We start from the raw sequence: 14,458 nt of genomic DNA, 5'->3' as shown, positions 1-14,458 counted from the left end.
GCAACTTATTCCCATATGACTATTGTTCTATTGGTAAATATAATCGCCTTACAGGAATTTCAAAGCATTAATTTCAGTCCTGTGTCAGTTTATGAATAATTTCTTTGTGGTCAGGGTATGTTGCTAGTAATTCTTGGCGACTAAACAGTTTAAAATCCTCATAATCAAAACCTGGTGCCACCAAACACGATACCAAGGCATAACCTGAGGCAACCGTTGAGCCAAAAATCGTTCCTTTAGGCACACAATAATGTAGGCTTTGTCCTTTTGATATCTCTAGGCCCAAGTCATGTGTTTCATATCGACCATCATCTCTAATCATGTGTATGGTTAGCGGACTCCCTGCGTGAAAATACCAGATTTCATCTGCTGTCAAACGGTGAAAATGCGACAGATTGGTATCATCCAATAAAAAATAAATGCTGGTATAAAGAGCCCTTTCTTTTCCCTGATAGTGCCCGACATCCTGTGATTCTTCCACTTGTTTAAAGTAGCCTCCTTCCACATGAGGTTCTAACTCTAGTTGACTAATCCACTCTTGTTTAGATAACATCTGCAATCACGACTCCTTTTATTGTTAGTTTATTATAGCACAGCACTCACTGAACAACTAGGCTTCTTTTTCTTAAAGGTCAGAAAATACATGATCAAAAATGTTTTGTTTTTGGCTTTGTTTTAAAATGATAGTATAATGGAAGTATCTCTTATGAAAGAAGGCTTTTTTAAATGGCAATTACCCATAAAAAAAATGATCAGCTCGAAAAAATGATGGCTGGTTTTGCTGTCGTTCCTGATTTTGATAAACCTTTAGCAGTTTCTGCTGATGGTAAAACCACTAGTAATCAAGACACCGAGCCAAAAGCTCAAAAAACTCTGTAACACTCAGAGCATCATGACGGTTACCCCTTGCCCTGCTTCGACAGGGCACTCGTTTTTTATTAGAAAGGACAAGAGGACATGTCTCTTTTTTCAAACCTCCCACCCAGTGTGCTCCAGTGGTTTGCGATTTTCTTATCCATCATCATTGAAGCATTGCCTTTTGTTCTTTTAGGAACAATTTTATCTGGCTGTATTGAGGTATTTGTTACTCCGAATTTGGTTCACAAATACCTTCCTAAACATAAATTTCCACGTATCTTATTCGGAACCTTTATCGGTTTTATTTTTCCATCATGTGAATGTGGTATTATTCCTATCATCAACCGCTTTTTAGAGAAAAAGGTGCCCAGTTATACTGCTATTCCCTTTCTCACCACAGCGCCGATTATCAATCCCATTGTCCTATTAGCTACCTACTCCGCTTTTGGCAATTCGCTGCGTTTTTTACTCTTGCGCCTTCTGGGAGCTATCTTGGTGGCTATTGGTTTAGGAGTGATGCTGGCCTTTTTTGTTGACGATGACATCGTCAAAGACTCTGCCCAAAGCTTTCATATCCATGATTACTCAAAAGAAAGCTGGCCTAAAAAAATCTATCTTGCTCTGGTACACGCCATTGATGAATTTTTCGACACGGGTCGCTATCTGGTTTTTGGAACCTTGATTGCCTCTGCCATGCAGATTTATCTCCCTACCCGAGTGCTGACAGGTCTTGGGCATAGCCCACTGACTGCTATCCTTGTGATGATGCTGTTAGCCTTTGTTTTATCGCTTTGTAGTGAGGCGGATGCTTTTATCGGAGCATCGTTACTGTCTAGTTTTGGACTGGCTCCAGTCTTAGCTTTTCTTCTGATTGGACCTATGGTTGATATTAAAAACCTAATGATGATGTTAAAGGCCTTTAAGGGGCGATTTATCGTGCAATTTGTTGGTTTTTCTGTCATCATGATCACAGCTTACTGCTTACTTTTGGGGGTGCTCTAATGATTCGTTTTTTAATCCTAGCAGGTTATTTTGAACTTACCATGTACCTGCAATTATCTGGAAAGCTCAATCAATACATCAACATCAAATATTCCTACTTGGCTTATATTTCCATGGTTTTATCCTTTATCCTTGCCCTCGTGCAACTCTATACCTGGATGAAAAACATCTCCGTGCATAGCCACCTCACAGGAAGGCTAGCAAAACTGACCAGTCCAATGATCTTAGTCTTTCCTGTCTTGGTCGGTCTATTGGTTCCCACAGCAACACTAGACTCAACAACGGTCTCTGCTAAAGGCTACACGTTCCCACTTGCTGCCGGCGCATCAAAATCGGGGGTCAGCGACGATGGCACTACCATCCAATACCTAAAACCAGACACTAGTCTTTATTTCACCAAATCGTCTTATCAACGTGAAATGCAAAAAGAACTTAAAAAATACCTAGGGAAAAAACCAGTTATCATTACTACTGAAAACTATATGGAAGTGATGGAGCTGATTTACCTTTACCCTGATGTTTTTAGTGACAGAGACATTCAATACACAGGCTTTGTCTACAATGAGCCTGGTCATGATAACTACCAGTTCCTCTTTCGCTTTGGCATTATCCACTGTATCGCTGACTCTGGCGTCTACGGTTTACTGACCACAGGTGAGCAACAAACCTTTGAAAATAATACCTGGCTCACTGTAAAAGGCAAACTCCACACCCAGTACGATCACCATTTGGAACAACAATTACCCGTGCTACACATCGAAGACGTCAAACAAAGCCAAGAACCTGATAATCCTTATGTTTATCGAGTGTTTTAAACAATATATTTTGACTTAATAATTCATACTATAATCTTTTATCAATACGAGGTGCTTTCATGTCAATTAAAATCATTCCTGTTGTTGCAGCCGCAATCCACAAAAATGGTAACTATTTTTGTGCTCAGAGACCTCAAAATAAAACTTTAGGAGGGTACTGGGAATTTCCTGGAGGAAAATTGGAAGTCGGAGAATCGCCAGAAGAAGCTCTTATCAGAGAGATTCGCGAAGAGTTTAACGCAGATATTAGGATCACTAAATTTATCAATGAAGCGTCTTACAACTATGATTTTGGAACTGTGGTGATGAAAACTTTTGAAGCTGAATTGCTTTCTGAAACTCTAACAGCACTAGAGCACTCGGATACAATTTGGTTAGAACCAAAAGATTTTCACAAATTAAACTGGGCTCCCGTAGACATTCCTGCTGTAACTATTTTAAGCAAAAGCTAGAGATTCCTTGGAATCTCTAGCTTTTTTATATGGAAGTAATGTATTTGTATAATGAATAGTCAATAGGAGACTTTAACTTAAAGTACATTTGCACAACTTTTTGCTCATTCTTTTCTACTTCACTAGCACTGCCTTCAAGGTATTCTAAGTCACCTAAATAGTAGAACTCGCCACCTTCTTTTGTATTTTTAATTATAAAGAGTGGTAAGCGTAAGCCATTCTCATGGGAATGAATCATCATATCAACATCAGGTGATGACAACGTCCGTTTATTTTTTGAAAAGTAGCGAAGTGTTGACTCATTAATCAGTTGGTCATCATATTTGATACTATTACTGATTTCATCACTCTTGTGGTAAGTAATAAAAATAGGGCAAGTATTCGTGTCTTTATCAATTTTGTAACCACTTATATTTAAAGGTGGCTCGTCTTTTTTGATATTCAAAAGTTTTAACACATCGCGACGTGTGTATTTTTGACCAATCGTAAAAATTGTTGGATAATCTTTAGATTTTAATAATCCTGTCTCTATAACATCACAAAATAAATGCTTGACGTCTGGATTTTGCTTTAGTAGCATTGCCATCTGAGAATTCAGAATATAATAATCGCCTTCTTTTTTTACCAACGCTACTTCGCCAAATTTTTTCTTTTCTTGCATCTTCAAAAAGCTCAAATCAAGAACTCGCTCAACCGATTCTAAGAGAGATTGTTCCATACTCAAATTATGATTGCTTAACCACTCAATCCAATTTTGAATAGAATATTTCCCTTCATTTTCAACAAGTAACTTTAATAAGTGCAAATCATGTTGACGCTTTCCATTCAATAATTCAAAGGTAATAAAGCTTAGAAATCGATTTGCAGTCTCATCGAGCACAATCTTTTTATCCGAAAACTTATTGATAACATCACCATAATTCTTAAAATTAGCATTATTAAAAAAAACTTGAGGCTCTATACTTCCATTTTTAACAAAGTCATATAAATAAGGAATACGTCCAATTTTATTTCTCAACTCAATAAAATGGTCTCTAAGAATCTTTATATTTGCAAGGTTGTTGTTGGTGATTGCATCAAAAATTTGATGCTTAGCAACTTCTTCAAAATTAATAGTCGTCAATCCATTAAGAAGATTGCCTTCCCTAATTTCTCGACGATAATTATCTTTGTTCATTGATTTGTCTCCAAACAAAGCAACTGGGATTAGGTAATTATTTTTATAATTTCCGATAAAATCAATAATCGTCACGTACTCTTTTGATAGGTGTTTGCGTAGGCCACGACCTAATTGTTGTACAAAAATAATACTTGATTCTGTATTGCGAAGCATGACAACTTGATTAATACTAGGAATATCGATACCTTCATTGAAAATATCCACTGTCAATATATAATCTAGATGCCCATTTTCTAAATTTTTTATCGCATTTTCTCTAGTTTGATGGGAATCATCACCTGTCAAAGCTTGAGTTCGTAAACCTGCTTGATTTAATTTTAGTGATAACTCGTGTACCTCTTTTTTAGAAGAGCAAAAGATCAATCCATGAACGTTCTCACCACTATGCCCATAGTAGTTAATCTTAGATAAAATATGTTTAACCCTCTCATCAGAAGTCAGTTGAGAAAAACTAGTATCTTCTGCAATTAAATGACCATCAATCTCAAGATCTGTTACCCCAAAATAAATAAACGGACAAAGCAAATCATTATCTAAAGCTTCTTGTAGCCTAATCTCATAGGCAATATTGTAATCAAATAGTTCATAAATGTTTTGACCATCCGTCCTTTCTGGAGTAGCTGTCATCCCTAACAGAAATTTTGGCGTAAAATAATCCATAACCTTTCTATAAGTATCTGCACCAGCTTTATGAACTTCATCAATTAAAATATAATCAAAGTGATCTTTAGCAAACTTTTTCAGATGCTCATCGCGCGATATGGTTTGAATAGTTGCAAAAATATATTTTTTTTGGTCAATATTAAGTCCTGTTTTATAGATACATGCGTCACTATCAGAAAATTGTAATACTCTTTGAAAGCTTTCTAGTGCCTTAGATAGAATCTGCTCTCTATGTACGATAAAAAGTACTCTGTTGGGAGCCATTTGTTTAACATCCAATGCAGATAAATAGGTCTTTCCTGTCCCAGTAGCACTAATAACCAGTGCTCGTTTTTCTTTTTTATCTCGAACACTTTGTAAGCCTTCAAGGGCTTTTTTCTGCATAGCGTTGGGAACAATTTCTTTAGTATGAAATGTTACCTCTTCTTCTGCAATATCAATTTGTAAAATAGGTTTGCGATTGGCTTGATAACGGTTGATAACATCCTCTGTGAGAGGTATTGATAAGTTCCAAATTCTCTCAAACTCTTTTTTAGTTTGTTCTATGAAATCACCGTTTTCAGTTGAAGTGAGTTTTACATTCCACTCATAATTCTTTTTCAGTGCATTGCCAGTTAAATTGGAACTTCCTGCAATAACAACTTGTTTCTCCCCTTGCTCAAAAAGATAATATTTAGAGTGCAACTGCATATCCACAGGAGAAAGGCGAATTTGAACATTTTTTAATTTTAGTAACTCTTTCATTGCCAAAGGATCATTAAAATCAAGGTAAGGAGAAATCAGGATTTTCCCCTGATTTCCTTTTAGTGCCAAATCGAGTAATTGGCTTTTTATCAAAGCCAAGCCAGACTGTGTAACAAAAGCAACTGAAAAATAAAAAAATAAACTTTTACTTAATTCTTCTTGTAAATCGGTTAAAACAAAACGTTTTCGGGTACTATCATTAATTAATATTTGTGGTGAATACACTTGCTCCTGAAATCGTTCACTATCAATAAAACCAAATTGCAGTGAGTCCAAAAGGTGACTCTGAAATTGTGAACCAGTCATATCTATCTCCATATTCTTAAATTAATTCTATTATCCTATGGAATAAGATGGAATACAAGGATAAAATGAAAACAATTTACAAGTCACAAAAAAAAACGATATTGAGTTTTTAATCCTCAATACCGTTTTTTATCATAGATAAATAATTAACCTTCGACCATGCATTTCATGAGTTTAATCTTATCACACCAACTTCTTCATCTCATCAATACGTGCTACTGTGGCATCGTATTTGGCTTGGTAGTCGGCTTGTTTGTCTTTTTCTTTTTGGACGACTTCTGGTTTGGCATTGGCTACGAAACGTTCGTTGCCAAGTTTTTTACCAACCATTTCCAGCTCTTTAGCCCACTTGTTCAGCTCTTTGTCCAGACGAACCAATTCTTCTTGGACATTCAGAAGGTCTGCTAGTGGTAAGAAGATTTCTGCGCCTGTGATGATGCTCGTCATAGCTAGTTCTGGGGCAGAAATAGCAGAGCTAATTTCTAGATGCTCTGGGTTGGTGAAACGACGAATGTAGTTGGTATTTTCATTTAAGAAGGCTTCCAATTGTTCATCATTTGTCTTGATAAGGAGTGTGATTGGCTTAGATGGTGCAACGTTAACTTCTGCACGCGCGTTACGCACGGAACGAATCAATTCTTTGAGGCTTTCCACACCCTTGTGTGCAACTTTATTTTCAAAAGCAGGCTGAATCACAGGGTATTGAGCCGTCACGATTGTTCCTGTGGACAGTTGGCCAAAGATTTCTTCGGTCACAAATGGCATGATTGGGTGTAGAAGGCGTAAAATCTTATCCAAGGTGTAAAGAAGCACTGAGCGAGTGATGACCTTTTCATCCTCATTGTCGCTATAAAGCACCTCTTTGGTCAATTCCACATACCAGTTGGCAAATTCTTCCCAGATAAAGTTATAGAGAATGTGACCTGCCACACCAAATTCAAACTTATCAAAGTTTTCGGTCACCTTGCCAATGGTTTCATTAAGATTGTGTAAAATCCATCGATCTGTGACATTTCCAGATTGGTTAGCCACAACTTTTTCCACATGGGCTGTTGCTTCATCAAGGGTCAAACCTTCATTGTTCATGAGAATATAGCGTGAAATGTTCCAGATTTTGTTAATAAAGTTCCAAGAGGCATCCATTTTCTCATAGCTGAAACGCACGTCCTGACCTGGTGCTGAACCATTGGATAAGAACCAACGCAGTGCGTCCGCACCATACTTATCAATCACATCCATTGGATCAATACCGTTCCCAAGTGATTTAGACATTTTGCGACCTTCCTCATCACGAATAAGACCGTGGATAAGGACGTTTGCAAACGGCTGTTTCCCTGTGAATTCAAGGGATTGAAAAATCATTCGAGACACCCAGAAAAAGATAATGTCATAACCTGTCACGAGTGTTGAGGTTGGGAAGTAACGATTGAAATCTTCTGAATCAGCATCTGGCCAACCCATGGTTGAGAACGGCCATAAAGCAGAGCTAAACCAAGTGTCAAGCACGTCTTCGTCTTGTGTCCATCCATCTCCTACAGGCGCTTCTTCACCAACATAGATGTCGCCGTCAGCGTTGTACCAAGCTGGAATCTGGTGTCCCCACCATAATTGACGAGAAATTACCCAGTCGTGGACATTTTCCATCCATTGCAGGAAGGTGTCGTTAAAACGAGGTGGGTAAAAATCAACTTTGTTATCTGTCGCTTGATTGGCAATCGCATTTTTAGCCAATTCATCCATCTTGACAAACCACTGAGTGGATAGGCGTGGTTCCACCACGGCACCTGATCGCTCGGAGTGTCCTACGGAGTGCACTCGTTTTTCAATGTCGACAAGGGCACCAATTTCTTCTAATTTAGCAACCGTTGCCTTGCGGGCTTCAAAACGATCCATTCCAGCAAATTCACCAGCTAAATCGTTCATTGTCCCATCGTCATTCATCACATTGACCTGAGGCAAATTGTGACGTTGTCCCACAAGAAAGTCGTTAGGGTCATGGGCAGGAGTGATTTTAACGACACCTGTTCCAAATTCTGGGTCGGCATGCTCATCTGCAACAATTGGAATCAACTTATTCACAATTGGCAACACAACATTTTTTCCAATTAAGTCCTTGTAGCGAGGGTCTTCTGGGTTAACAGCCACCGCTACATCTCCAAACATGGTTTCGGGACGTGTTGTTGCGACTTGAAGCGCGCGTGAGCCGTCTTCTAACATGTAGTTCATGTGGTAAAAGGCACCGTCCACATCCTTGTGGATAACTTCAATATCAGAAAGGGCCGTTCTAGCTGCTGGGTCCCAGTTAATGATAAACTCCCCACGATAAATCCAACCTTTTTTATAAAGCTCTACAAAGACCTTGCGGACTGCTTTTGATAACCCGTCATCAAGAGTAAAACGCTCACGAGAATAATCAACAGAAATCCCCATCTTGCCCCATTGTTCTTTGATGGTTGATGCGTATTCGTCTTTCCATTCCCAAACTTTATCTAGGAACTTGTCACGCCCTAAATCATAACGAGTGATGTGTTGTTCACGCAAGCGCTCCTCAACCTTGGCTTGTGTGGCAATACCGGCGTGGTCCATTCCTGGCAACCACAAAGTGTCAAAGCCTTGCATGCGTTTTTGGCGAATGATAATATCTTGTAAAGTTGTGTCCCAGGCATGCCCAAGGTGTAATTTACCAGTCACGTTTGGTGGTGGAATAACGATCGAGTAAGGCTTAGCCTTTTTATCGCCTGATGGCTTAAAAACATCTGCATCTAACCATTTTTGATAGCGCCCAGCCTCAACCTCGGCTGGATTGTATTTTGGTGAAAGTTCTGTCATCTTAAATCTCCTTGATTTCTTTCATTTTTTGTAAAATAAGCTCTGCTGTTTCTACGGCAGTAAGTTTGGTGTTATTGATTTTATGGTAATGAGTGAGTGTTCTAGGTGGCTCTTTAGGATTAAATATTGCATAATCCATGGTGGAGCGAATATCCTGTTCTGACCATTCAATGTTGCGCTTAAAGGGTTTGTGCTTCAGCCGATTTTCCGTACAATTACGCTTGAGGCGTTCATTGATGTCTGTTTCTAGCTCTACAAAAAGAACCTCTCGGTTGTGGGAATGAAAAACAGCTTGGACCCTATCAAGAAAAGCCACATCGTCTGGGCTGTTAAAGTCAATCACAATAGTGAAAATCATTGAACGATTTGTCTGAGCAAAGGTCTCAAAAAAGTCAAATCGAAGACGTTCAATAAGAGCTCTGCTATCTGATGACCAAGGCATAAATCGTAAGACAAAATCAATAGAGTCATGATTATGAAATAAGGTCATGTCCGTCTGCTTTGCAATTTCCTGCCCAATGGTCATTTTACCCGAAGCTTGAGCACCAATAAGGACAAGGTTCATTGCTCTCTCCGCTCTTCCCACTCACTTCTCAATAGACCAAACCGTAGGTCATTACATCGTTTTCCCTGAATATCTCTACGGTCACGCAAGTTAGCTTCTAGGGTGAAGCCCAGTTTTTTAGCGACAGCCTGACTCTGCTTGTTATAGCCGTAACACCCCAATTCAATTTTATGCAAATTGAGAAACTTAAAGCCAACTTCGACAAGGGCTGCAGCCGCTTCTGGGACAATGCCTTGTCCCAAATAATTAGGATGAAGTAAATAGCCAATCTCCAACACATCATCGGCATGACGGTGGTTAAAATCAATAGATCCAATGACCTTATCTTCTCCTTTTAAGGTAATGCCGTAGCCAGATGGGAGGTTTTCTTTAGCCAAATTAGCAGGATAAATTTCTTTAACATAAGTGATTTGATCTGCTAGGCTTTTTACAGGTGGGAAAGCTGCTGGATAGCTCACTTGCGGGAGCTTAGCATATTCAAACATGTCTTTGGCATCTGTTAAGCGTCGCTGACGCAATAAAAGACGCTCTGTCTCGACATCTGGCAGGCAGTTGTTTGCCACTTGGTCTAGAATCTTCATAGGCTTTCTCCTTTGCCAATAAAAAAACGCCTCTGTCAATTGAGACAGGGACGAACTCATTTACATGTAATCCGCGGTACCACCACTGTTTCAGACTCAACTATAAAGTCTGCTACTTTTATTTATTTAACTGTAATCCTCAGCTACATCTCCTGACACCTGTGCGGATTTCTCATCGCCACCGCTTTCTGTAACAGACAAACTCAAGACACCTCTGATTGATAGTATTTTAACAAAATTAGCCGTATTAATCAATGACCAGCTCACTAGTTCTTGAAACGAATCCCATTTTCTTTTAGCTTTTTAACCGTTGCAGGACCAATGCCTTTTAGAGCTAGTAGGTCTTTTTCTGTCCATTGGGTGAAAGCTTCTAAGGAATGTAATCCTTCTGTATACAAGGTTTCAATCAAATCTGAGCGAATGCCTTGTAATTCTGGGTTGCTTGTAAATTCTTCTAACGACTGACTTTTAACAGCAACCACTTTATCTTTAGCTTTTTTGCCACTTTTTTCAACAAATTCTTGACCAGCTGAAATGGTTTTTTCAACGGCAGACCCGACCGTTTCGACAGCTGTGTCAAAAACTGCTGTTGCTTTTGCTAGCAACCCTTGACGTTTCATTGCTAATTTTAATGCTTTTTTTACGATTTTTAGTTTTGGCCATTGTGTTCTCCTTTGTTACTTAATAATGTCTCGCACCAAATAACTCATCAGGCACATCGTGAAAGGCTTTGCCTGATTTGTAATTGTCAAATTTTCCTAATAAAAATTGGTAGGCATCACGTTTGCTTTCGTATCGAATAAAGGCTTCTTTGGCCCTTTCATCGTCATCTTCTTGGGCAACCTTTTGACTGGTTGACATGGCCATTTGATTGACCTCGATTTGAGTCTTTACCCAATTTTCAAAATCTGTTAAAAACTCTTGTTCATAAGACATGTCTAGCTTCCTCTTTCTGCTATTTTCTCTACCATTATACCATAGGCTCGCACATCACGCTATTAGTGAAATAATAAGACTAGAAAAAGATAGGAAGCTATGTTAAAATAAACATAGGAAGCTATCTTTATTCCCTAGGAGATCACATGAAACAAGAACATATCGGTGTGCTGATCAAAATGGCTAGTTTAGCTTTTGACCGCACGGCTACTCAACTTTTGAGTGACTTTGAACTTACCCCGAGTCAATTTAAAATCTTAAAATACCTGAGCTTAAATAGCGATAAAACTGTCCGTCAAATTGATATTGAGACGTTTTTTAGAATGTCCAACCCAACTGTCACTGGCATTTTGCAGAATTTAGAAAAAAAAGGCATGGTCAAACGCAAGCACCATCCCAATGATAAACGCTGTAAACTAATCGTTCTGAGTGATAGCGCAGCCCTTCAGGCGAGTGACTATCTCAAAACCAGCCGTGAAATCGAAGACGTCTTTACCAAACAATTGACCGCTTCGCAAAAAGAAACCCTTAAAAACATGTTGATGACCCTTATTGAAGACAATCAAAAAGACAAGGAGACCAATCATGAAAGCCAATAAATTACAAACTGAACCCATCTCAAAATTGCTATTTGCCATGGCTATGCCTGCTATTATTGCTAATTTAGTAAACTCTTTATACAACATTGTTGACCAGATTTTTATCGGCCATAGTGTTGGCTATCTAGGAAATGCCGCAACCAGTGTGGCCTTTCCTTTAACAATTATTTGTTTAGCTTTTGGACTTACCTTTGGCCTAGGTGGTGCCTCAAACTTTAACCTTTCTCTCGGGAGAGGACAGATTGATAGAGCTAGCAAGGTTGTCGGCAATGCCATTACCTTATCTCTATCTGTCGGCTTAGTTATTGGTCTATTGATTATTGTCTTTATCAAGCCTTTATTAGTCTTATTTGGAGCGACCGATGCCACCATGGCTTATGCACAAGACTACACCTCAATCACCGCATTTGGCATTCCTTTTTTACTGTTTACCATGAGTGTTAACCCCTTGATTAGAGCTGACGGTAGTCCGACATATTCCATGATGGCTATTGTCTTGGGAGCTGTTTTAAACACTATTTTAGTGCCTATTTTCATTTTCCAATTCGGCTGGGGCATTAAGGGCGCTGCCGTTTCGACACTAATCAGTCAAATTGTATCTGCTATCTATATGGGTCTTTATTTCAGGCGTTTCAAATCTGTGCAGTTAAAAAAATCAGATTTTGCCATCCAGACTGACATTGTCAAATCTATCTTATCTATCGGGTCATCCTCTTTTATTTTTCAATCATCCATGCTAGTGATTCAAATTGTGACCAATAACATGCTAAGGAAATATGGAGCTGAATCAATTTACGGCAGTGACATCGCTATTGCGGTTGCGGGTATTGTGATGAAAATCAACTCCTTGTTTATCGCCGTAATTATCGGTCTTGTCCAAGGCGCTCAGCCCATCCTAGGATACAACTATGGTGCCAAAGACTTAGAGCGTGTCAGAGCCACAACGAAATTACTCTTGAAATCAGCCATTGTCATTTCTGTCATTGCCTTTTTAAGCTTTGAACTCTTTACAAAATCATTCTTGAATCTTTTTGGAACAGGTTCTGACCTTTATTTCCAATTTGGCATGAAATACGTAAGAGTCTTTCTCTTTTTCGTGATTTTAAACGGTGTTCAGATTGCTTCAACCACCTTTTTCCAATCTATTGGTAAAGCTAGTATCGGAGCCTTTCTGTCGCTAACCAAGCAAGTGATTTTCTTACTACCTCTTCTTTTTTTATTACCTTATTTCTTAGGTGTCGAAGGCGTGATGTTCGCAGGTCCTATCTCTGATTTGATAGCCTTTGTCACAGCACTCACTCTTCTCAGACGAGAGTTTAAGCGCATGCCACACGACCTACGCTCAGATGGGTACTAAACAGGTAATGTAAAACAGCGAAAATTTTTCTAGATATTTTTATCATAAAGGCTTGCGCATAATCGCAAGTTATAGTATTATAGAAAGGTAGCCGCTGTAGTTAAATGGTATAATAAAGCAATGGTAATGCTTCGTTCCGAGTTCGATTCTCGGTGGTGGCATCGATAATCTCTTACTTTCGTTTCAGTACGATAGTAAAAAACCTAAAAAAAGAGACTTGTAATTAGTCTCTTTTTTAGGTTAAACGTTATAATATTGCTAAATCATTATCTCTTAACAAAAAATCACCTCCAAAAATTTTCTCTGGAGGTGATTTTTTGTTTCAGCAGTTACTAACTATTATTCTTTAGGCTCCACTTCTTCTAAAGTTATTAGGTTAACAACTTTTGTTCCCTTATCACTTATAACCGAAACTTTATTTTTGGAGTTATAAGAAATCTTATCATATGCAACCCAATATTTTTCTCCAATTATAGATAATTTTGCGAGATATTCTTCTCCTGTTAAACCATGACGCTCCCCCTCACTCTTCATTTGAATTTCGAATTCATCTTCTTCTAATTCTTCTTCTGGCTCTTCATCAGTAGCATAATTATTATCCACTAATTCTCCATTTTGCTGTTGAGTATCTTGAGCATCATTCCCCCATCCTTCTACCTTAGGGGCTTCTGATGGGTGTTTCATATAGTACTTTATGGTAGCAAATAACTCAGATAGTGTGTAACCTTCTGGTGCAGACCAATTTTTATCAAACCAACTAAGTGGAACGTTATGATAATGGTCTAAATGAGGAATAATCAAATAGCCATTAGTGTACCTAACCGTATGAACCATGTTTGCTTTAATTAAGTCAACAGGAACAATTTTTTGTGGTTGAACTGTTTCAAAAATCTCTTGAGCTGATAATTCTTTAGCATCAGCAGTTTTATCCAAATCCTCAGCACTCAACAAATGTGTCTCTTGGTGAGATGAGGGCTGCTCTGGCTCAGGTTTCTTACCAGCTAAAAACGCCTCGGCTTCTTTAAGTTCTTTAGCTGATAATTCTTTCTTTGGAATCCAGTGCTCATGCCCCATGTGAGGAGTAATAAAGCCATCACCAGTATCCTTAATAATATCTTTAGCATCAAAGATATAGCCATCTGAGGTCGCATATTGGCCTGCTTTTTTCGCTTCGGCAACTTCTTGGGCAGAGTAAACAATTTTAGAATTCGGTTTACCCACACGTTCAGACAGTGGGGTCACTGAGTGATCAGACTCATCATCAGAATGAGGTTCTGTGTCATGGTGGTGGTGGAGATGGTCGTGATGGTGAGCGGACTCATCAGGCTTCAACTCTCCACCTGTTCCAAGAGGATTTGTTATGGGAATGATGCGTGCAATTTCTTGCTCTAAAGCATTCATCTGGGCATAAGGAATGTAATGATAGTGGTTGCCATGTGGCACCATTACCCCTGAGTCAGTCCTTTTAACAATTGTGGTGGGATCAAACACAAGCCCATCAGCCTCAACATGGCGATTAGCCAAAGGCATGCCAGATAACTGTTCCAACAAAGTTTTAATGGTCTTGGGAT

The 14,458-nt window shown here is 38.8% G+C and carries 14 protein-coding genes, 1 tRNA gene and 1 pseudogene; 7 read left to right on the top strand and 9 right to left on the bottom strand.

Annotated features, from left to right (window positions below; all coding sequences use genetic code 11):
- Nucleotides 1–73: 73 nt before the first annotated feature.
- Nucleotides 74–553 carry a cupin domain-containing protein gene (locus AKK44_RS02840; RefSeq protein ID WP_054278435.1) on the bottom strand — a complete coding sequence of 160 codons (480 nt, stop codon included), beginning with the start codon at nt 551–553 and terminating at the stop codon, nt 74–76.
- A 173-nt stretch (nt 554–726) separates the two neighbouring features.
- On the opposite strand from AKK44_RS02840, the gene AKK44_RS09080 reads away from it, so the two are divergent.
- From AKK44_RS09080 to AKK44_RS02820, 4 genes are all read left to right on the top strand, one after another.
- Entirely contained in the window at nt 727–879 is a 153-nt protein-coding gene (locus AKK44_RS09080; RefSeq protein WP_037594558.1) for an SPJ_0845 family protein, read from the top strand.
- Between the two features lie 78 nt (nt 880–957).
- Nucleotides 958–1,860 carry a permease gene (locus tag AKK44_RS02830; RefSeq protein WP_054278434.1) on the top strand — a complete coding sequence of 301 codons (903 nt, stop codon included), beginning with the start codon at nt 958–960 and terminating at the stop codon, nt 1,858–1,860.
- Nucleotides 1,860–2,675 carry a TIGR03943 family putative permease subunit gene (locus AKK44_RS02825; RefSeq protein ID WP_054278433.1) on the top strand — a complete coding sequence of 272 codons (816 nt, stop codon included), beginning with the start codon at nt 1,860–1,862 and terminating at the stop codon, nt 2,673–2,675. Before AKK44_RS02830 ends, AKK44_RS02825 begins: the two co-directional genes overlap by 1 nt.
- Nucleotides 2,676–2,734: 59 nt before the next feature.
- Nucleotides 2,735–3,127 carry a (deoxy)nucleoside triphosphate pyrophosphohydrolase gene (locus tag AKK44_RS02820; protein WP_054278432.1) on the top strand — a complete coding sequence of 131 codons (393 nt, stop codon included), beginning with the start codon at nt 2,735–2,737 and terminating at the stop codon, nt 3,125–3,127.
- A 25-nt stretch (nt 3,128–3,152) separates the two neighbouring features.
- Here AKK44_RS02820 and AKK44_RS02815 read toward each other — a convergent pair whose 3' ends face one another.
- The 7 genes from AKK44_RS02815 to AKK44_RS02790 all read right to left on the bottom strand — a co-directional run bounded on the left by AKK44_RS02815 (nt 3,153) and on the right by AKK44_RS02790 (nt 10,931).
- Nucleotides 3,153–6,020: a DUF3427 domain-containing protein gene (locus tag AKK44_RS02815; RefSeq protein WP_054278431.1), complete on the bottom strand. Its 2,868-nt coding sequence runs from the start codon at nt 6,018–6,020 to the stop codon at nt 3,153–3,155.
- Nucleotides 6,021–6,203: 183 nt separating this feature from the next.
- Nucleotides 6,204–8,849, bottom strand: a complete 2,646-nt coding sequence (locus AKK44_RS02810; protein ID WP_054278430.1) for a valine--tRNA ligase — start codon at nt 8,847–8,849, stop codon at nt 6,204–6,206.
- Between the two features lies 1 nt (nt 8,850).
- Nucleotides 8,851–9,414, bottom strand: coding sequence for a nucleoside/nucleotide kinase family protein (locus tag AKK44_RS02805; RefSeq protein ID WP_054278429.1), 564 nt, complete (start codon nt 9,412–9,414; stop codon nt 8,851–8,853).
- A complete protein-coding gene (locus tag AKK44_RS02800; protein WP_054278428.1) occupies nt 9,411–9,995 on the bottom strand; it encodes a GNAT family N-acetyltransferase in 585 nt (194 codons plus the stop codon). The genes AKK44_RS02805 and AKK44_RS02800 overlap by 4 nt, the downstream gene beginning before the upstream one ends.
- 126 nt (nt 9,996–10,121) lie before the next feature.
- Nucleotides 10,122–10,262, bottom strand: coding sequence for a hypothetical protein (locus AKK44_RS09000; RefSeq protein WP_160217413.1), 141 nt, complete (start codon nt 10,260–10,262; stop codon nt 10,122–10,124).
- Nucleotides 10,262–10,615 carry a helix-hairpin-helix domain-containing protein gene (locus tag AKK44_RS02795; RefSeq protein WP_054278427.1) on the bottom strand — a complete coding sequence of 118 codons (354 nt, stop codon included), beginning with the start codon at nt 10,613–10,615 and terminating at the stop codon, nt 10,262–10,264. The genes AKK44_RS09000 and AKK44_RS02795 overlap by 1 nt, the downstream gene beginning before the upstream one ends.
- Before the next feature lie 61 nt (nt 10,616–10,676).
- On the bottom strand, nt 10,677–10,931 hold the full coding sequence (locus tag AKK44_RS02790; RefSeq protein WP_054278426.1) for a DUF1912 family protein: 255 nt from the start codon (nt 10,929–10,931) through the stop codon (nt 10,677–10,679).
- Nucleotides 10,932–11,077: 146 nt separating this feature from the next.
- Here AKK44_RS02790 and AKK44_RS02785 point away from each other — a divergent pair, with 146 nt between their 5' ends.
- The 3 genes from AKK44_RS02785 to AKK44_RS02775 all read left to right on the top strand — a co-directional run bounded on the left by AKK44_RS02785 (nt 11,078) and on the right by AKK44_RS02775 (nt 13,048).
- A complete protein-coding gene (locus tag AKK44_RS02785) occupies nt 11,078–11,530 on the top strand; it encodes a MarR family winged helix-turn-helix transcriptional regulator (protein ID WP_054278425.1) in 453 nt (150 codons plus the stop codon).
- The gene (locus AKK44_RS02780; RefSeq protein WP_054278424.1) at nt 11,517–12,887 is read left to right on the top strand and encodes an MATE family efflux transporter; all 1,371 of its coding nucleotides are present in this window, start codon (nt 11,517–11,519) and stop codon (nt 12,885–12,887) included. Before AKK44_RS02785 ends, AKK44_RS02780 begins: the two co-directional genes overlap by 14 nt.
- 90 nt (nt 12,888–12,977) lie before the next feature.
- Nucleotides 12,978–13,048, top strand: a tRNA-Thr gene (locus tag AKK44_RS02775).
- Between the two features lie 178 nt (nt 13,049–13,226).
- On the opposite strand, the pseudogene AKK44_RS09435 reads toward AKK44_RS02775, so the two are convergent.
- Nucleotides 13,227–14,381 (bottom strand): annotated as a pseudogene (locus tag AKK44_RS09435) (pneumococcal-type histidine triad protein); the annotation flags it as partial.
- Nucleotides 14,382–14,458 lie beyond the last annotated feature (77 nt).

The organism is Streptococcus phocae (genome assembly GCF_001302265.1).
GTDB lineage: Bacteria > Bacillota > Bacilli > Lactobacillales > Streptococcaceae > Streptococcus > Streptococcus phocae.
The sequence above is the reverse complement of the archived record's forward strand: the minus strand, read 5'-3'. Positions and strand labels throughout refer to the sequence as shown.

Bases quoted from the DNA above. Each gene is read 5' to 3' on its own strand.
- AKK44_RS02795 (WP_054278427.1), bottom strand. From the start codon at position 10,615: ATGAAACGTCAAGGGTTGCTAGCAAAAGCAACAGCAGTTTTTGACACA.
- AKK44_RS02825 (WP_054278433.1), top strand. From the start codon at position 1,860: ATGATTCGTTTTTTAATCCTAGCAGGTTATTTTGAACTTACCATGTAC.
- AKK44_RS02800 (WP_054278428.1), bottom strand. From the start codon at position 9,995: ATGAAGATTCTAGACCAAGTGGCAAACAACTGCCTGCCAGATGTCGAG.
- AKK44_RS02805 (WP_054278429.1), bottom strand. From the start codon at position 9,414: ATGAACCTTGTCCTTATTGGTGCTCAAGCTTCGGGTAAAATGACCATT.
- AKK44_RS02840 (WP_054278435.1), bottom strand. From the start codon at position 553: ATGTTATCTAAACAAGAGTGGATTAGTCAACTAGAGTTAGAACCTCAT.
- AKK44_RS02780 (WP_054278424.1), top strand. From the start codon at position 11,517: ATGAAAGCCAATAAATTACAAACTGAACCCATCTCAAAATTGCTATTT.
- AKK44_RS02820 (WP_054278432.1), top strand. From the start codon at position 2,735: ATGTCAATTAAAATCATTCCTGTTGTTGCAGCCGCAATCCACAAAAAT.
- AKK44_RS02785 (WP_054278425.1), top strand. From the start codon at position 11,078: ATGAAACAAGAACATATCGGTGTGCTGATCAAAATGGCTAGTTTAGCT.
- AKK44_RS02830 (WP_054278434.1), top strand. From the start codon at position 958: ATGTCTCTTTTTTCAAACCTCCCACCCAGTGTGCTCCAGTGGTTTGCG.
- AKK44_RS02790 (WP_054278426.1), bottom strand. From the start codon at position 10,931: ATGTCTTATGAACAAGAGTTTTTAACAGATTTTGAAAATTGGGTAAAG.
- AKK44_RS09080 (WP_037594558.1), top strand. From the start codon at position 727: ATGGCAATTACCCATAAAAAAAATGATCAGCTCGAAAAAATGATGGCT.
- AKK44_RS02810 (WP_054278430.1), bottom strand. From the start codon at position 8,849: ATGACAGAACTTTCACCAAAATACAATCCAGCCGAGGTTGAGGCTGGG.
- AKK44_RS02815 (WP_054278431.1), bottom strand. From the start codon at position 6,020: ATGACTGGTTCACAATTTCAGAGTCACCTTTTGGACTCACTGCAATTT.